Genomic DNA, 18274 nt, shown 5'->3' with positions numbered 1-18274 from the left:
TTTGGCATTGCCCAAATTAGTGAAATGAAAGAATTAGGCTAATGATTATAGAAAAATTTTTACAAGAAAAACTGCAGGCTGACTTAACAAAGATCACACACGAGTCACAAAACAGCACCTTTGTTGGTGATAGTGCAAAGTTTAAGCAAAAAATATTTGTCAAAGTCTTTGCACAAAGAGGAAAATTTTTAACTGAAAAAGCTGTGAACGAGCAACTAAATACTCGTGTATTAGACTCCTTTGCTGTCAAACAAACGCAACAATTTGTTTTGGTCATGAAAGATTTGGCGCCAACTGATGTTAAAGGACAAATTACCTCTGATTTAGCATTTAAGATGGGAATACAGTTAGCTCGTTTTCACCAAAACGTCAAACCATTTTCTGGAATATATCTTAATAATCAGCTGTTTGAGAAAGCAAAATTTGACAGCAATAGTTTACAGAATGAAGAAATTAAATGCAGATTGCTGCAAGTGTTAGCTTTATTTACAGCGCGAAAAGCGGATATTGCAGAAGACCTAACAGCTCATGCAACTACAGTTTTACACGGGGATGTTGGCTTGCGTAATTATAAAATTGTTGGAGGCCATTTGAGTTTAATTGATTTTGAACGAGCTCGCATGGGGGTAAATTATCAGGACTTCATAAAACTCTTTTACCAAGATTTTAGGTTAAATCAAGGATTAATTACTTCCTTTATCAGCGGTTATCAGGAATGTGGCGAAGAAGTTGCAGTTACAACTTTGACGCAAGCTTTTCTCATTTTTATAACTGCAATTGGTATTATGAAATATACTGAAAAAATTGTGGACGAACCTTTTAAGGAAATTGGTGAGCAAATGCTGGCAACCTGTTTTTCATTTTTAGGTGTTGGCAGTCATAAAAACGATAAAGCTAACATGCACGCTTTAATATTTACCAATTAAAAAAGTATCTTCTTATAAGAAGATACTTTTTTGGCGCAAATAAAATTGTCTCAAGGGTAAAAACAATCTTATTTACATGATATTTGCAGGTTGTGTTTCTTGTTTTGTCTTCCTATCACCTCCTTTAAGTAAGAAATTCAGAATTGTTGCTGACAAACTGGTAATCACGATGCCGTTGCTTAAAAACAGTTGAACGGTTGCTGGCAGGTTTTTAAAAAATTGCGGATAAATAGTAACGCCTAGTCCCAGACCAACTGAGATCGCAATAATTAAGACATTGTTGTTGTCAGTAAGGTCAACTTTAGCTAAAGTCTTAATGCCCTGAACAGCAATCATGGTAAACATGACAAGCATGGCTCCACCTAAGACTGGGGTAGGAATGATTGTTACCATTGCGCCAATTTTAGGTAATAAGCCCATAGCCATGAGTAAACCACCGGCCCAGTAAATCGGACGCTTGGTTTTTATGCCTGATAGTTGTAAAAGTCCAACGTTCTGCGAAAAAGTGGTATAAGGAAAAGCATTGAATAAACCGCCAAAAATTTGGGCGATACCTTCTGCACGGTAACCTTTTTTCAAATCTTCTTCAGTGACGTCATGGTGTAAGAGGTCACCAATTGCAAAGAATACTCCGGTTGACTCAACCATTGAGACTAGAGCAATGATGATCATTGTCAGGCTGGAAGACCATTCAAATTTTGGTACGCCAAAGTAAAAGAGTTGCGGCAAGTGGAACCAAGATGCTTCCATGACAGGAGTGAAGGAAACAAGTCCCATGCAAGCTGCAATAGCAGTTCCAGCAACTAAGCCGATTAAAACTGAAATTGACCTGATAAAGCCTTTGGTCCAAATTTCTAAAGCCAAGATAATGAACATGGTGCAAAAGGCTAAAAAGAGGTTCTGACCACTGCCAAAATTTTTAGCAGCTGAATTACCACCACCCATGTTTTGGATTGCCACGGGAACTAAAGTTAAGCCAATAGTAGTGATTAATGTGCCGGTGACAACAGGTGGAAAGAATTTTTTAATTTTGGCAAAAACACCTGAGATTAGAACCACGAAAATGCCGGCAACAATGATAGCGCCATACATATCATTGATTGAAAACTTTTGCCCGATCATTTGCAGTGGAGCAACGGCTTGAATAGCGCAACCTAAAATAACTGGGAAACCAATCCCAAAGTACTTGTTGCGTAATAATTGCAGCAGTGTAGCTAGACCACACATGAAAATGTCAATTGAAACAAGATAGGTCATTTGGGCAGCCGAGAATTTCAGTGCATTACCGATTAGAAGTGGTACGGCGACTGCGCCAGAATACATTGCTAGTAAGTGCTGTAAACCTAAAACTGCTGCTTTTTGTTGGCTAACTTCTTTTTCCGCCATTATTTCTCTCCCACAAAATGTACTTGATTATTGGCTAAACTATCGATTTCGGCAAGTGCTTCAAGGCGATAGCCATGATTTTTAAGCCATTCGCTGCCACCCTGAAAAGTTTTTGCGACTACAATTCCGACACCGGCGACTTCGGCTTCAGCTTGGTTAGCAATGTTAATCATGCCTTTAACTGCTTCTCCATTAGCCAGAAAATCATCAATTATCAGTAGCCGATCACCCTTATGTAAAAATTTTTGTTCAACGCAAATCTGGTTAGTAACTTTTTTAGTGTAAGAATAAACATCAGCCCAATAAACTGCGTCATTAAGCGTAGCCGGCTTTTTCTTGTGGGCAAAGACCAGTGGTACATGTAATTCATAAGCTGTCATCACTCCCGGAGCAATTCCCGAGGCTTCGCAGGTCAATACCTTGGTGATGCCATTATCCTTAAATAAATGACTAAATTCCTCTCCGACTTTCTTCATTAGTTCGGGATCTACCTGATGGTTCAAAAACGAGTTGATTTTTAAAACGTTACCGGGTAGAACGTCTCCGTCACTGCGAATACGGTCTTCCAATAATTTCACTTTTTCCTCCTTCATAACAAAAAAAGGCTTTTTCTACCAAAACTATGGTAAAAAAAGCCCTTAAAGGCAGTAAACGGCTGCGTTAAATGCTAAATTATCCATAGTTCAGAATTTACGGTTCTGAGTAGAAACTACCGACCTTATTACGGCAATATATAGATTTTTTATTTTCCTGTTGCAAGCATTGTAACAGAGTCACAAAGTATGTGCAAGATTATTTTTTTTGAGATATTAACGAATTATTAGCGCTGTCTGCTACAAAATAGTTCGTAAAATGTATGTTTTTCTGTAAAAAATTATTGACCATGACCGTATTTCTTAGTAAAGTTGATGTAGTATTAAATATGAATAGTGAAGGAGTATTGGTGTCGGTGAAAAAGAATATTAGTGACTTTGATGAAATTATTGTGCTCGATTTTGGCAGTCAATATAATCAACTAATAACGCGGCGGTTGCGGGATTTTGGTATTTATTCTGAATTGTTGCCCCATGATATTAGTATGACTAAAATTAGGCAGATTAACCCTAAGGGTATTATTTTTTCCGGGGGTCCTAACAGTATTTATGACCAAAATGCCTTGAAAGTTGACCCTGAAATTTTTAAGTTGGGCATTCCTATCTTAGGCATTTGTTACGGGATGCAACTGATGACTTCCTATCTAAACGGCAAGGTTGAAAAAGCTGATAATTCTGAATATGGTCGTGCCGACATCGAAGTTGAAGATACTAACTCCGTTTTATTTGCCGGTTTGTCCAAAGATGAATACGTCTGGATGAGTCACGGTGATTTGGTCACTGGTGCGCCTGCTGGCTTTGAAACGGTCGCTTCAAGTAAAAATTGCCCGATTGCCGCTATTGCTAACGATCAAGCTAAAATGTATGGTATTCAGTTCCATGCGGAAGTGCGCAATACGCAGTATGGTCTTGATATTTTGCGTAATTTTGCCTTTAAAGTCTGCGGCGCTAAAGCTGACTGGTCAATGACCGATTTTATTGACTTGCAAATTGCTGAAATTAGAAAAACTGTGGGGGATAAGAAAATAATTCTGGGTCTATCTGGTGGGGTAGATTCCAGCGTCACCGCGACTCTTTTACACAAAGCAATTGGCAATCAGCTGACAGCTATTTTTGTGGATCACGGCATGTTGCGCAAAAATGAAGGCGATGAAGTAATGGCTGCCTTGAACCGTGATTTAGGCGTTAACATTATTCGAGTTAACGCCCAAGAGCGCTTTTTAAATAAACTCAAAGGTGTCACCAATCCCGAGCAAAAGCGGAAAATCATTGGCAAAGAGTTTATTGAGGTGTTTGCGGACGAAGCAAAGAAAATTAAGGATGTAGACTTTTTGGCCCAAGGCACCCTGTACACCGATGTGATTGAGAGTGGCACAAATACTGCCCAGACAATCAAGTCGCACCATAACGTTGGTGGGTTACCTAAAGATCTGCATTTTAAATTAATTGAACCTTTGCGCAAGTTATTTAAGGATGAAGTGCGTGAACTGGGTGAAAAATTAGGCATTCCGCATGATTTGGTTTGGCGTCAGCCTTTCCCAGGACCTGGTCTTGGCATTCGCGTTATTGGCGAAGTAACTGAGGATAAACTCAAACTGGTGCGTGACAGTGATGCAATTTTGCGGGATGAAATTAAAAAAGCCGGTTTACAGGAAAAAGTATGGCAATACTTCACCGTTTTACCCGGTATCAAATCCGTGGGCGTGATGGGTGACGGTCGCACTTACGACTATACCATTGGTATTCGCGCCGTTACTTCAATTGATGGGATGACCGCTGATTTTGCCCACTTGCCATGGGATGTTTTGCAAAAAATTTCAACGCGCATTGTCGACGAGGTGCCCAACATTAACCGTGTAGTCTATGATGTCACCAGCAAGCCACCATCAACGATTGAGTGGGAATAACAAAAAAAGCAATCTCAACTTATTAGATTACAGCTCATTAGTATTAAGCTAAACTATGAGTATAATATTAAGTTAAGATTGTTTTTTATTATAAGTATATGAATTAATGGAGCAGCAAATATGACGAAAAATACATTATTTCAACATGGCACTATGCAAATGCTAGTTGAAAGCTTATTGGAAGGCACTTTACCGCTATCAGAATTGCTAAAACACGGCAATATTGGCATTGGAACTGGTGATGGCGTTGATGGTGAATTAGTGATATTGGACGGCGTCGGTTACAAAATAGATGTTAGTGGTCCAGCTGTGAAATTGCCAGATGACTTTAAAGTGACTTATGCTGACGTTAGTTTTGCGGATTATCACGAATTCAAAGAATACCAAAATGTCGAATTAACAGAAATGCTAAAAGATGTTTTAACAAAAAATAACGCTCAAAATCAATTTTTCGCAATATTGACTAAAGGTGTTTTTCGAAAAATTCGTACAAGGTCTTCTAAAAAATCTCATAAGCCATATCCGTCTCTAGGGAAAATTGCGGAAAATCAAGTAGAATTTGAAGCTGAAAATATTTCAGGCACAATGATTACTTATTACACGCCGCCTGTTTTTCAAGGTGTTGGGGTATCAGGATTTCACAATCATTTTTTGGCAGATGACTTAAGCTTTGGCGGTCATGTTTTGGCAGCTACGATGAGTGATGTAGCAGTCAGTATCCAACCAATAGAAAACTTTAAATTGCATTTACCAATTGATAATCAGGAATTTTTAAATGCCAATTTAAGTGACACCAGCAAGTTGGATAGGGTTATTTCGAAGTCGGAATAAATTTATTGAAGTTATATATTTGTTATCGTACATACTAACGAGAGCTTATTGTGTACTTTTTTAGTTGAGATATTGAAATAATTTAATTAAAGTAACATACTAATATAGTAACGTATATTAAATAATTAGCTAAAGAGGTAAAATAAATGAATTATAAGTTTTCGAATGAAAATATTTATCAACCTGATGAAGATACAATTTATTTTATTTTTAATAATTGGAACGATTATGGAAATTGTATGTTGTATAGTATATTTTTAAAAGATTGGGACTTTTATGATACTGGTTACAGAATTTTAGTTGTTGATAACAATTTTAAATTTCAGGATGAAACTAAAATACAAGGTATTTCTAGCTTTAGTGATTTGAGCGAATATAAGTTTCTTGGTTTTCATACAAATTTAGAATTTTATGATTCATTAGCCCAAAAAATCGGTTCTGAAAAATTAAATGATTTTTTAGAAACGACTCATGATATCACTATAAATAAAGAAAAACTAGAATATATTGAGAAAAAACTTCAAAATGAACCAAGTGAAAATCCTTTTTATCAAAAGTTTGATAATGAGAAAGAAGAATTGATAGATAATGGTTTAATTAGAGAAGGAGATAAGCCATACAATTTAGCAAATTTTTGTAATAAAATTGGTATAAATTTTTCAGAATTAGTTGCAAACAAACTTGAAGCTAAAAATGCACCTAAATTTTATAATTATTTCAAGAGATTTATTAATAATGAATATATGGGTGATGATGAGGAGTATATAGAAATAAAAGAAATCATATACAGATTAAAGAATGTAAATAAATTTATATCGGGTTTAGAGGAAAGTGACTTTGTGAAATTCGTTAGTATCATTATGGATGACACTAACTATTATCAAGTTATTTCAGAAAAAGTACCGAAATTGTTAGAAGAATCTGACAGTGACATCGAGGATGATAAGAAAATATTCAGAAATGTCCTCCGAATTCAAGATATTCTTCGCATCAACGAAATACCAGAGCATTTGGGTCAGTATACTTCTTTGGCAACATTAGAATATTTATTACCTATTTCCAAGGAGAATAGTGACAGTAATGGTAAAATAAAACCTTCTACAAAAGAAAAATCTATTCCAAGTCTTCGACTAACTAATGGTAACCAATTGAATGATCCTATGGAAGGGAAAGTGTTATTTTCGTATTTAGATATAGATACAAATGAATATGAAAGTACCAATAATTACCTAGCTTCTACCACTCCAGTTAAAGATAATTTACCTTTATGGAAACAATATGGTGATAATGCCAAAGGGGTTTTTACAATTTTTGATAGTAAATCTTTTTGTGATAGTCTTATTAAAAAGCACTGTATATATAAAATTTGCTATCTTAATCCAAAAAATGGTGACGTTTTTCTGCCATACTCAACATCAGAAAACAACAAAACTTCAGAAGACTCTGAAGACGACCTTGAAAAATACTTTGAAAAAGACCCTGAAGATGAGATACGGAACTCTTTAAAAGAAATTAAAACGATAATGCAAAAAAAACTTCAAACTAATGAAAATAATTCAAAAATTTTGCAAAAATGGAGAAAATATATGGATATTCTCAAATTTTTGTTTAAAAAAGTTGATTATCAATATGAAGATGAATATAGAATATTGGTAAATCAGCAAGATTTAACAAAAATTGAATATCAAAAAATAGATAATATACCTTGGGGATATAAGATGCATACATATCTATATGATGAAAAAGGAAATAAGTTACCTTTAAAGTTTAAAGAAATTATGGTTGGTCCAAAATCTATTCAAGATTTAAATTATATAGCTGAAATTATCAAATATTGTGATAAGAATATTACAATTACAACTTCGAAAATACAATATAGATAATTAATAGATGCTTTAAAACTAATAAGGCTAATATTGAATAAAAATAGAATTACATGACCTAAACAGAATTACATAATTTTCAAAATATCTTTCTTCATTTTGTTTTTATTGCCATGAAAAGCTAAATCTATATTTTAATGATTGTTAAACGAGCCAAGTGCTAAGAAATTACTTAATTGAGATAGGTAAACTTTTTTTATTATGTTTTTATATTACATTTTTGTGGTTATATTTTAAATGATAATTTTAAGCATATTTTAATGGCTTATAAAAATATAAAAGTTGTATACTCTATTTTTCCTTTAAGTTTTATAAAAAGGAGCTATTATGAACATAAGACTGTAATTATCTTGAAAAATATGACCCCATTAATAGAGAATAAATTATATAAAAAATAAATTTAATATTTTCATACGTCATGTGTCGCAAAAAAGGGAATTGCACAACTATCCTCACATATTTAGTTTTAGAAACTCTTTGTTTATAGTAATTCAGGAGTTGGAAAGTCAAGTTTAATTAATGCTTTTACCAAGAAGAATTGATTTCTACAAACTAGTGCACATACCTATAAGGGTATGCATACCAAGCGGATGTTAATATCAATTGAATTAGAATGACCGATATAATTCATACGTCGGAACTGAAAGTATGGATAATTTACACAAGTTTTCCTGAAATTGTCTTGTTGAGCTTTTAATAAATTACTGCTTTAATGTCTTTAAACACTTAGATAAGACTGACTGTGCTATCAAAAAAGCTGTTAACAAGGGACTATAGCACACAAAGTTTGTGCTAGTTCATAACTTTTAAAAAGAGAGTTAGGTAACAAAAGGTATCTAGATCAAAAAATGGCAAAGAAATTAAATAAAAAGATTAGATTCAAAACGCATACTATTAATTATCGATATTACTGTAAACTACCAAATCAAAAATTAAACATTTTTAAACTAATTTCTTCAAAGAAATTAGTTTTTTATTTATAACCGACGACTATATTTCATCTGCTAATTTGACACCCTTGCTAATTCATTTTATTATTAGATAAATTTAATAAAATTGATTTAGCATAAAATGAAAGACGCAAGCATATGACATTAAAGGGACTGATTAGCTCTAATAAACAACGAGCAATTTTTATTATTTTACTTTATTTTATTTTCGCTGTCACCGGCTCACTTGACCAATATTTTTTTCAATTTGCAGTTAATGGATTAAGCGTCGGCAATTTGCCAGTTTACATTCGCTGGCAATTAATTGAATTTATCCCGGTAGTTTGTGGTGTATTTATTCTGCCTTTGGCGACTTACCTTTTTAACGCACAGATTCAGGAATATCTTGATCAAATAAGAGGGCAAATGGTAGACCATTTTTATACTGAAAACGATGCGACAGTCGCGCAAATGCAGAATTACCTGCAAAGCAATCTCGATACTTTAACCAGCGATTTTGCTCTGCCGTGGGTTAATGTTCTTAGCAATTTATTCATTATCTTGCTTTCTGCTGGCGTTCTTTTTAGCTTAAATTGGTCTTTCGTTTTACTAACTGCATTTTTTGTTTTAATTGATTTAAGCTTACCCAAAATAATGGCGCGCATGACTTCAGAGGCAAGTAGAAAAGTGATGCAAAATACTAGCGCTTTTTTAACTGGTATCGGTGAATGGATCAATGGCTTAAATGAACTGCGGCGGTATCATGCTTGGACGATCTTAAATAAAGAAATGAGCAGCTACGCTGAGAAGTTGGAAAAGTCCAAAGTCAATCAAACCAACAAAAACTGTGCTTCCAATACAATTAATGGAATTGGTAATACTTTAGGGCAAATGTCGATTGCCTTTTTAGCTGGTATCCTATTTTTAACTGGTCAAATAAAAATTGGGGCGGCATTAGCTTCGACTTCTTTTGCTTTTGGTATTTTTTCAGCTGTATCCTCTATTACAAGTGCTGCGGTCAAGATTAAATCTACTAAAAATATCAATCAAACTACTGCTAGTCTGATTTCTAACACTAAATCAAGACAAAAAGGTTCATCTGCTCAAATTGCCCAAATTGAAATTAAAAATTTGGCGCTTAAATATCCTAATGGTCCAATAATTAAATATCCCGATTTTGTGGTCAATAAGGGTGAAAAAGTTTTACTTGCAGGCGATAGCGGAACTGGCAAGTCAACACTGCTTCAAGCTCTTTTGGGTAAGATCAAGCCTTATCAAGGGCAGATTATTTTTAGAAATAGTGCAGGGCAAGCTTTTCAACCAAATTTAAACCGGATTAGTTACATTGCTCAAGATCCGCAATTGTTTCCAGGAACAATTGCGGAAAATATCGTGATGTTTCACCAGCAGTTGTTGGATCAAGTAACTAATTTAATTAATAAAGTGCAATTGCAGAGCGACATTGCGAGATTTCCCCAAGGGACTGATACCCAAGTTGATTTGGATAAAAATAATTTATCCGGTGGTCAAAGGCAAAAGATTATCCTTGCCAGATCAGAAGTTTTCGCTGATGAAATTATTTTGCTGGATGAAGCGACAAGTGCCATTGATAGTAAAGCAACTAAGCAAATTATTGCTGAACTTGTTCACACTAATAAGACTGTGATCATGATTGCTCATAATCTTAATTCTGAAGTTAAAAATATGTTTGATAAAACGATTCGGTTAGTAAGCCAGAAGGAGAACCACCATGACTTTTAAAAACTTCTTTCATACCAATCGAATTCGTTTCATATTCATTGTGCTTTTTAGCCTCTTGCAACCCGTTGTTTTAATCGGTGCATCATACTTAAATATGTGGGAATTTACTGCTTTGCGCCAGCATGACGGTCAAGCGTGGCTGTTAATCATTATTTTTACTACATTAGCTTATCTCTCATCGTATGCTTTTGACTGGGGCTCTGAATATTTACTAACACGAAAAATTCAAGAATTTAATCACACGTTAAGAAGCAAAATGGTAAGTCATATCTACCATGACCGTAAAAATTATCAAACTTCGCAAGTTAAAAATCGTCTGACCAATGATCTTAATACGGTTAACAATCAGTCCTTTAACTTAATTCCAGTCATTTGTAATTTTTTAGGCTATGTTATTTTCTCCGTAATTGCCTTGCTGACGATGCACTGGAGTTTGTTGCTGCTCATCTTAATTTCGGTAGCCGTTTCCCTTGTTTTACCTAAAATAATTGAAAAGCCGCTGCAAAGAGCCACGGAGAAAGTATCTCGTCAAAATAGGCAGTATTTGGATCTGATTGAAAAATGGCTAAGCGGTATTGCTGAACTAGAGCGGTATCTTGCTGGTGATAAATTAACCAGCGTTATGCATAAAGGTGCACGCGACTTAGAAAAAGCCAATCTCAAGCAGACACAGGAGCAACAAGTTCTGTCCATTATTACTAATGGTGTTGCGCAAATTATGATCCTGATATTGTTCGTCTGGACGGGTATTTTAATTAAAAGCGGTCTGGTCACGTTTGGTGCGATTGCGGTTATCGGTAATTTTAGCCACTATATTTCGCTGGCAATCGAATACTTGCCATTCTATTTCGGCTTAATTAAGGGCAGTAAAACTTTAAGAAATAGAGTTACTACAGCGACTTTACCAGTAAAAACCGATGAACAAAACTTAGCAACACCTTATGCTTTTAGTACAAAAGATTTGGCAATTAGTTTTCCTAATGGTGAAACTTTAAAATTCCCTGATATCACTGTTAAGTATGGCGAAAAAATTTTGCTATCAGGTGACAGCGGGACAGGCAAGTCAACTTTATTTAAACTACTTTTAGGGATCTTGCCACCAAGTTCGGGAAAAATAGCGTTTAAGGATCAAGAGGGAAAAGTGATTAAACCTGATTTAGCTAAAATCGGCTACATTGCCCAAGATCCTGTTTTATTTCCCAGCACCATTAAAGACAATATTACGATGTTTGATCCTCGGTTAAATCAACTAGCTGAACCCGCTGCAGTTGCCGTTGGATTAAAACCAGATTTGACGCAATTTGCTCAGGGTATAGAAACCAAAGTAAATTTGCAAAAACTAAATATTTCTGGCGGTCAAAGACAAAAAATAATTTTAGCGCGTACCCAGATACATGACAGCAAAATTCTGTTAATTGATGAAGGCACAAGTGCAATTGATCAGGAAGGGACCAGAGCAATCCTGCAAGAACTCCTTAAATTGCCGGGCACTGTCATTTTCATCGCCCATAATTTCGATGAAAAATTGCAGCAATTATTTGACCGCGAGATTCATTTAAGTAAATAGTGATAGTTAAAAGGCGTTAATCAAATTTTTGATTAACGCCTTTTTTATTTTCATGTCTTATTTTTAGCTTTTTGTGTTTCTTCTATGTTCACTTATTATATATTGTGCTTCAAATTTGGTTTTTATTAGTATGATTAATTTAAATTAAAAAGGTTGGTGTTAATTATGCTAATAGAAACTCAGGAATTAACTAAAAAATTTGGTAAAAAAATTGCAGTGAATAAAGCTAATATTCAAATTAAAGAGGGACAGCTTGTTGCTTATTTAGGGACAAATGGTGCGGGTAAATCTACCACGATTAATATGCTAACCGGATTATTAAAGCCTACTTCAGGAGTCATTTCATACGCGACAGATTTGAAAATAGGCTTAGTTTTTCAGAATAGCATTTTAGATAACGAGTTAACAGTTAAAGATAATCTTTATTTAAGAGCAAAGATGTACCCCAAATTTTCACAGGAATGGCTTGAACAATTAATTGACTTAATCGGCATCAAAAACTTTTTAAAGCAAAAGTTTGGCACTTTATCAGGTGGTCAAAAAAGAAGGGTAGATATAGCCCGTGCGTTGATAAGTAAACCGAATTTACTGTTTCTAGACGAACCAACTACAGGGCTTGATATTCAAACAAGAAATGCTATTTGGGAATTATTAACCAAACTGCAACAACAACAAGAACTTACTATTTTTTTGACAACGCATTATTTAGAAGAAGCTGAAAATGCTGATCAAATGTATATTCTTGAAAATGGTCAAATCTTAGCCAGTGGTTCTGCCGCAACGATTAAGAACGAATTTGCTCCTAATAAATTAATACTTACTGTTGATAACATTCAAGCTTTGAACACTAATCAAAAAGTTATTCGGCTTAATCGTAAGCAAGTTGAAATTGATGCTCTATCGGCCCAAGAAACCGTTGAATTATTAAAAAACAATCAAGCAAATATCACTGACTTCACTTATTCTAAGGGAACGATCAATGATGCGTTTTTGCAGATTACTGGGAAGGAGATACAATAAATGATTGCTCTATTTCGCAGAAATTTAAAAATCTATTTTTCTAACATTATTGGTGTAATTATGTCATGCTTGGGTGCACTGATATCTTTCTTTATTTATATTGGCTTTTTGCAAAACAATTTAAAATCCAATTGGCAAAATTTACCTCACGTTACTAAAATGTTAGATTTGTGGATGATAGCTGGTATTGTTGCGGTTTCTGGTATTACTACTGCTTTTCAGGCTTTGGGGCAGCAAGTAAGTGACCGCGAAACGCGAGCCGACGCTGATTTTAAGCTAACAGGCATATCACAGTTTGCACAAAATTTTGCTTACATTTTATCCGGTACAGTTGTCAGCTTTTTTATGCAAATCATTACCTTTATCGTAATGGCATTGTACTTTTCATTAGTTGATCATGTGACGATTCCTCAAAAAGCACTTTTACCCGGATTGCTGTTTATTTTATTGGGCGCTCTGGGAGCGACTTTATTAGATGAAGTTATCGCTTTTTTCATGCATTCCAGCACTACTTTTAGTCGGTTTTCTGCCGTACTTGGCGCTGCTGCCGGTTTCGCTGTTGCAACTTATTTACCTTACGGTATATTGGTTTCTGGAGCACAAAATTTGGTAAAATTAGTACCAAGTAGTTATGAAGCAGCTGCTTTAAGAGGTTTTTTACTTAAGCAGACACTAGCAACTTTTCCTACCAACGTAAAACGGCATTTAATTAACTATTTAGGAATACAGTATAAAATTAATAATAATAGACTAAATAATATGTTTGTTTTACTTTTAATGATTGCAATACTAATTTTAGTAATTATTTTACTTTCGTTTACCATTGACAGAAGGCGCAATAAGTAAAGTGAAGATTGAATTTAAGACCGATTCTGCTTTAAACAAACAAGACATTGAAGTTGAAATTAAGGCAGCTCAAAAAAGTGAAGTAGTTGATAATTTAATAGATTATTTGCATAAATTCGGCGAAAAGAAATATCATCTTTTACCAATTAAGGTAGAAGACCGCATAGTAACAGTTAAACCTACTGAGATTATTAAAGTAGAAATCCAAACAACAGATATCACATTTTATACTACTAAAGACATAATAAAAACCACTGGTCGCTTATATCAGGTACTTGAAAAATTGGGTGATGGGTTTATTCAAGTTTCTAAACATGGCATTATCAATATTAATTTTCTGGAATCGATAGAAGTAGGCTTTGCAGGAAATATGATCGCACTTTTAAAAAATAATTTAAAAGCTGACGTTTCCAGATTATATTTGCCGGCATTAAAAAAAGAATTGGGGCTATAAAAATGAGAAAATTGAGTAATTTCATTAACTATTTCTTTACCGGTGTTGGCTTTGGTGCAACTACTTATTTGATCATTATCACTTTTGCATCACCTAGTGTTCCTAGCCGTTTAGGTGTTATTTCTGTTTTTATTATTTCAGGGTTAATAGGCATTTTATCAATGATTTTTGCAATGGATATACCACCTGCTATTGCCTTTAGTGTTCATATCATAGGCACATTTTTGCTGGTGTTATTAATGTCTTGGATAAATAAGTGGCCGATTAATTTTTGGTTGATAGGCGTATTTATATTAGTTTATATCATTATTTGGCTGATCGTTATTTTGTCGCAAGTGCGGATTGTTAAGGAAATTAATTCCAGCATTAAAAAGAGGAATTCTAGAAAATAGAATCTGACTTCGATATATAAAAGCCAGAATTTTTAATTAATAAAATTCTGGCTTTTTAATTATTTAAATATAATTTTCGTAGTTTTACTAGTGAACCTATTTGTCTAATTCTTAAAAACTAACTTGATTTATTGTTTACAGCATAAATAACTACATTGTCTTAATTTTTAAATTTAAGAAATTTATATATATTAAGCTACTATTTGTCATTCAAAATTTTTAATTTGACAATTTTTTCTTTTTTGCTTTTTGTTACATCTTTAACAGAAATTCCTACTAACTCTGCAATAATTTCCGGTGGTAGACTTAAGTTATATTGTTGCTCAAACATTGTTTCCAAAGACTCATCACCAATAATATTTGCTTTAACCAAAAGTTCAAAAGCTTGTTTCATTCCCATTGGTTTTGGGACTGTATGTAAATCGTCAAATGGCTCACATTTCTTCCATCTTCGTCCGTTCATCCTTTTTTGTAAAACAATAAAATCTTTGGAAGAAATAATATTTAAAGATTTCGCCCGAAATATCATACTTGCTATTGATACATTCCATTTTCTCTTTAAATCTATATATTTATTTAAATCACAGGCGTGTTGCCTAATATCCTCAGAAAATGTTTTACTAGGAAGTAAAAAGCTTGCAGCAAAAGCATTTGCTTGATTTTCCATGTCGCGGTATTCTTGCGGATCTAAGTCTTGTGGATCTATTATTTTTGAATGAAGAGCCCAATGACCTAATTCATGAGCAAGACTAAATTGTTGTCGATAAAAAGAATTATTATCTTGATCAATTAAAATGCAATAGTATTTGCGACCACATACTTTAATTTGACTTCCAAACGCATCTACTTTTTGAGAAGTTGATTTAATGCTTGCCAAATGAAATCCTTTTAACTCTAGAAGATTTAACATATTAGAAATTGGCTTATTATTTAAATTCCAAGCTTTTCGTAGTTGACTAGCCGCTATATCTGGATTCTCTGACAATTCTAGATCTTCAAGATAAGGGAAATTAACATAATCTTCAAAAAAGTTAACAAGAACAGCTAAGTATTTTTTTAAAAATTCACTAGGCTTTTTCTCTGATTGAGTAGAAGTTAATCTGCTTCTATAAAAGGTTCCAAAATTATCATACGTAAAATTATCTTTTTGTTGGAAAAAGGATAATGGAAATTTTAATGATGTTACCAAATTTTTGAATGTCTTACCACTTGGTTGGGATTCATTATGTTCATATTTTGAAATCATCTGTTTAGAAACGTTAGCCGTCTTTGCAAGTTGTGAAATTGAAAGCTGTCTAAAATAGCGAGCCTCTCTTAATCTATTACCATTAAAAAACATAAATTTAGTTCAACTTTCTAATTTTTATTATCTTTCTTTGCTTTTTTCTGTTTTAAAGTGACTAATTGATTATTGGTCTGTGAATCTTCGTGGCTTATAATGCTATCAGACATATCATTAGTATTATTATCACCAGAAAAAGTTAAATTTAGAAGATCAGAAACATTCTGACTCTCACGCAGTTTAAAATTAGAATCATAGTCTAATAACTCGGCATCAATTGCAGTATCATTTATGTAAGTTACACTAACCATAACTACTTTTTTCACATTGTCAGCATTTTTCCCTAACATTTTTTGGATATCTTTTTTTCTTCTTTCTTTTTCAGTCTCTATTTCTTCTTTATTTAAAGAGAAAAAATGTAACTGTTCGGATTTAGGAAAAATTCCTTCATTTTTCAATAGAAAACTTAATGTGTAATGGCTACTTTTTCCTTTTTTTAAATATGTGTTTCTAATCCGGTTAAGGTTTTTATCCGAGAAAAGTAAAAATATTGTACCATTTTTAGTATCAAATACTGGATCAAATTGCCATATAGCTGTTCTTTTTATATGTAAAATTTCAATCTCCGGACAATCGAAAAATTGCTTCTCAAGTTCGTCACTTCTTCTTGCCCAAACAGCTGAGTCAATTCCATTATGATTTGTTTTAGAAATAGACTCTCTATAATCGTCTTTAACATCTTTTTTTGTAATTTTCATTACATGTAAAATTTTTCTAATATATTTATTGTTAAAGTTCAATTTTAGTTTACCTCCACTCATAAACTAATTGTTACCATATTATATGGCGGTTGACTTTTTTTGTCAAATAACGATATTAGTTGATAAAAATTTATTATTAAAAAGAGATATTTAACTAAATTGACTAAAAATATTTATTTTTCTTAGTAATAATATATTTAACATAAAAAGCCTTGAAATAGAAAAATACTCCAAGGCTATATTTTTTATTTGTTCTGTAAAAGTCTTTAATATAGATTTTTATACTTAATTTAAGTACGATTTCTTTTTTGCACATAAACATATACCGGCCAGCCGCTCAGTGTAAGCAGAATGCCAATAAGTGCCAGAACTGGTTGAGTTAATGTAGTTGTGATGACGATGAATAACGCACCACAAATGGCTAATAAAGGTGGTAAAGGGTACCACGGCGTTTTATATGGTCGCAAAATATCTGGTTGTTTTTTACGTGAAATAAAGACGCCAGTAAACAATAAGATTGAAAATATCCATGAAACATAAACAAGCATGTTAGTTAGTGAGTCAAACGTTCCGGAAAAGATCATTACTGTAGCGATCGCGCATTCAAAAATCATACTGTTTGTAGGGACAATGGTTTTACTATTCAACTTACTAAAAAATTTAGCAGCAGGTAATTTGTTCTCTTTGCCTAAAACATACGGCATTCTAGAACCAAGAAGCAGGTGACCGTTAATCGCGCCAAAAACAGAAACTAGAATTCCGGTGGCAACAAGCGTACCGCCAACACTACCAAAGAGTTTCTTTGCAGTAAGTAGGGCCGTTGTTTGATTACCCACAACTTTTGACCACGGAATAACCCTGACATAACTCCAATTAAGAAGAGTATAAAAAATAGTGACGCCAAAAAGTCCCCAAATGATAGCTTTCGCTAATGTCTTTGCCGGGTTCTTAATTTCACTAGCCAAATTACCAATACTTAGCCAGCCATCGTAAGCAAAAAGAACGGCAAGCAATGCCTGGCCAAAAGCCATTGCACCTGATGAAGAAGTAATGTGCGGTGCCGGTGCACCTGCTAACTGATTGGGACCCCTATAAAATAAAGCAAAGATGATAATGGCAGCAATCGGCAGTAACTTAATGACTAAAGTGATTTTTTGTACTTGACCACTTAATTTTGATCCTATCCAATTAATTAACAGAATAGTCAACATGACAATTAAAGCAATCACAGTAGTTGATAAATCCTTAAAGTGCGGTATTTCCTTTAGTTGCGTGGCGAAAACAATCGAAAGGGCTGCAATATTAGCAGGGTAATAGATAATTATTAAGGACCAACCGAAAAGAAAAGCTACTTTAGGACCGTAAATTTCTTCCAGATACCTGACTGGGCCACCATCTTTAGGATAAACTGACGCCAGCTCGGCTATAGTTAAGCCAGCCATCAGTGTGATAAAACCCGCAAGAGGCCATACGATTATACTTAGCCAAGCATTATGTGTTAATGCTGATACATTAGCAATTTTAAAAAAAGCGCCTCCGCCTATCATGGTGCCCATGACAGTGGCTAAAGCGGCGAAAAAGTTAAGTTGTCTTTTCATATTTTTACCTTGCTCATTAAAATATAAGAAATATTATATTCTTTCTCCGTTAAAATAAAAAGTTCAGTTAGGGTGGCTTAACTAATTTTAAATAAAAATTTGCTGAAAAAGTGCAATAGCCAGATGTGGTTGAAAGGC

15 protein-coding genes and 1 riboswitch are annotated in these 18274 nt (G+C 33.8%); of the genes, 10 read left to right on the top strand and 5 right to left on the bottom strand.

The features are described 5' to 3' along the window. The first annotated feature begins 41 nt into the window (after positions 1 to 41). Positions 42 to 926, top strand: coding sequence for a phosphotransferase (locus LACWKB8_RS07080; protein WP_052059675.1), 885 nt, complete (start codon positions 42 to 44; stop codon positions 924 to 926). Between the two features lie 72 nt (positions 927 to 998). Here LACWKB8_RS07080 and LACWKB8_RS07075 read toward each other — a convergent pair whose 3' ends face one another. Both LACWKB8_RS07075 and LACWKB8_RS07070 read right to left on the bottom strand, forming a co-directional pair. Further along, positions 999 to 2312 carry a nucleobase:cation symporter-2 family protein gene (locus tag LACWKB8_RS07075; RefSeq protein ID WP_052059674.1) on the bottom strand — a complete coding sequence of 438 codons (1314 nt, stop codon included), beginning with the start codon at positions 2310 to 2312 and terminating at the stop codon, positions 999 to 1001. Beyond that, the gene (locus tag LACWKB8_RS07070) at positions 2312 to 2890 is read right to left on the bottom strand and encodes a xanthine phosphoribosyltransferase (protein WP_038523895.1); all 579 of its coding nucleotides are present in this window, start codon (positions 2888 to 2890) and stop codon (positions 2312 to 2314) included. The genes LACWKB8_RS07075 and LACWKB8_RS07070 overlap by 1 nt, the downstream gene beginning before the upstream one ends. Positions 2891 to 2971: 81 nt before the next feature. Then, positions 2972 to 3069: riboswitch (purine riboswitch) on the bottom strand. Between the two features lie 192 nt (positions 3070 to 3261). Here LACWKB8_RS07070 and guaA point away from each other — a divergent pair. The 9 genes from guaA (at position 3262) to LACWKB8_RS07025 (ending at position 14495) form a co-directional block, all read left to right on the top strand. Beyond that, positions 3262 to 4812, top strand: coding sequence for a glutamine-hydrolyzing GMP synthase (guaA, locus tag LACWKB8_RS07065; RefSeq protein WP_038523892.1), 1551 nt, complete (start codon positions 3262 to 3264; stop codon positions 4810 to 4812). A 120-nt stretch (positions 4813 to 4932) separates the two neighbouring features. Continuing rightward, on the top strand, positions 4933 to 5643 hold the full coding sequence (budA, locus tag LACWKB8_RS07060; RefSeq protein ID WP_038523889.1) for an acetolactate decarboxylase: 711 nt from the start codon (positions 4933 to 4935) through the stop codon (positions 5641 to 5643). A gap of 146 nt (positions 5644 to 5789) precedes the next feature. Next, complete coding sequence (locus LACWKB8_RS07055; protein ID WP_038523886.1) at positions 5790 to 7526, top strand: DUF2971 domain-containing protein; 1737 nt, start codon at positions 5790 to 5792, stop codon at positions 7524 to 7526. Positions 7527 to 8614: 1088 nt separating this feature from the next. After that, complete coding sequence (locus tag LACWKB8_RS07050) at positions 8615 to 10216, top strand: ABC transporter ATP-binding protein (protein WP_038523884.1); 1602 nt, start codon at positions 8615 to 8617, stop codon at positions 10214 to 10216. Further along, entirely contained in the window at positions 10206 to 11783 is a 1578-nt protein-coding gene (locus LACWKB8_RS07045; protein ID WP_038523881.1) for an ABC transporter ATP-binding protein, read from the top strand. The genes LACWKB8_RS07050 and LACWKB8_RS07045 overlap by 11 nt, the downstream gene beginning before the upstream one ends. Before the next feature lie 165 nt (positions 11784 to 11948). Continuing rightward, positions 11949 to 12803 carry an ABC transporter ATP-binding protein gene (locus LACWKB8_RS07040; RefSeq protein ID WP_038523879.1) on the top strand — a complete coding sequence of 285 codons (855 nt, stop codon included), beginning with the start codon at positions 11949 to 11951 and terminating at the stop codon, positions 12801 to 12803. Beyond that, positions 12804 to 13649, top strand: a complete 846-nt coding sequence (locus LACWKB8_RS07035) for a hypothetical protein (RefSeq protein WP_038523876.1) — start codon at positions 12804 to 12806, stop codon at positions 13647 to 13649. 1 nt (position 13650) lies between these two features. Next, positions 13651 to 14103, top strand: a complete 453-nt coding sequence (locus LACWKB8_RS07030) for a LytTR family DNA-binding domain-containing protein (RefSeq protein WP_038523873.1) — start codon at positions 13651 to 13653, stop codon at positions 14101 to 14103. A 2-nt stretch (positions 14104 to 14105) separates the two neighbouring features. Further along, on the top strand, positions 14106 to 14495 hold the full coding sequence (locus LACWKB8_RS07025) for a DUF3021 family protein (RefSeq protein ID WP_038523870.1): 390 nt from the start codon (positions 14106 to 14108) through the stop codon (positions 14493 to 14495). A 199-nt stretch (positions 14496 to 14694) separates the two neighbouring features. Here the strand turns inward: LACWKB8_RS07025 and LACWKB8_RS07020 are convergent, their stop codons facing one another. The 3 genes from LACWKB8_RS07020 to LACWKB8_RS07010 form a co-directional block, all read right to left on the bottom strand. After that, entirely contained in the window at positions 14695 to 15834 is a 1140-nt protein-coding gene (locus LACWKB8_RS07020; protein WP_038523868.1) for an ImmA/IrrE family metallo-endopeptidase, read from the bottom strand. Between the two features lie 17 nt (positions 15835 to 15851). Further along, complete coding sequence (locus LACWKB8_RS07015) at positions 15852 to 16598, bottom strand: DUF5986 family protein (protein WP_038523865.1); 747 nt, start codon at positions 16596 to 16598, stop codon at positions 15852 to 15854. A gap of 230 nt (positions 16599 to 16828) precedes the next feature. Further along, entirely contained in the window at positions 16829 to 18136 is a 1308-nt protein-coding gene (locus LACWKB8_RS07010) for an APC family permease (protein ID WP_038523862.1), read from the bottom strand. Positions 18137 to 18274: the final 138 nt, after the last annotated feature.

The organism is Lactobacillus sp. wkB8 (assembly GCF_000761135.1).
In the GTDB taxonomy this organism is placed as follows: Bacteria; Bacillota; Bacilli; order Lactobacillales; family Lactobacillaceae; genus Lactobacillus; species Lactobacillus helsingborgensis.
This window is presented reverse-complemented; position numbering and strand designations above follow the sequence as displayed.

What these genes read in the sequence shown, in the direction of transcription:
- LACWKB8_RS07080 (WP_052059675.1), top strand. Translation starts at nt 42, where the DNA reads ATGATTATAGAAAAATTTTTACAAGAAAAACTGCAGGCTGACTTAACA.
- LACWKB8_RS07075 (WP_052059674.1), bottom strand. Translation starts at nt 2,312, where the DNA reads ATGGCGGAAAAAGAAGTTAGCCAACAAAAAGCAGCAGTTTTAGGTTTA.
- budA (WP_038523889.1), top strand. Translation starts at nt 4,933, where the DNA reads ATGACGAAAAATACATTATTTCAACATGGCACTATGCAAATGCTAGTT.
- LACWKB8_RS07055 (WP_038523886.1), top strand. Translation starts at nt 5,790, where the DNA reads ATGAATTATAAGTTTTCGAATGAAAATATTTATCAACCTGATGAAGAT.
- LACWKB8_RS07050 (WP_038523884.1), top strand. Translation starts at nt 8,615, where the DNA reads ATGACATTAAAGGGACTGATTAGCTCTAATAAACAACGAGCAATTTTT.
- LACWKB8_RS07045 (WP_038523881.1), top strand. Translation starts at nt 10,206, where the DNA reads ATGACTTTTAAAAACTTCTTTCATACCAATCGAATTCGTTTCATATTC.
- LACWKB8_RS07040 (WP_038523879.1), top strand. Translation starts at nt 11,949, where the DNA reads ATGCTAATAGAAACTCAGGAATTAACTAAAAAATTTGGTAAAAAAATT.
- LACWKB8_RS07035 (WP_038523876.1), top strand. Translation starts at nt 12,804, where the DNA reads ATGATTGCTCTATTTCGCAGAAATTTAAAAATCTATTTTTCTAACATT.
- LACWKB8_RS07025 (WP_038523870.1), top strand. Translation starts at nt 14,106, where the DNA reads ATGAGAAAATTGAGTAATTTCATTAACTATTTCTTTACCGGTGTTGGC.
- LACWKB8_RS07020 (WP_038523868.1), bottom strand. Translation starts at nt 15,834, where the DNA reads ATGTTTTTTAATGGTAATAGATTAAGAGAGGCTCGCTATTTTAGACAG.
- LACWKB8_RS07015 (WP_038523865.1), bottom strand. Translation starts at nt 16,598, where the DNA reads ATGAGTGGAGGTAAACTAAAATTGAACTTTAACAATAAATATATTAGA.
- LACWKB8_RS07010 (WP_038523862.1), bottom strand. Translation starts at nt 18,136, where the DNA reads ATGAAAAGACAACTTAACTTTTTCGCCGCTTTAGCCACTGTCATGGGC.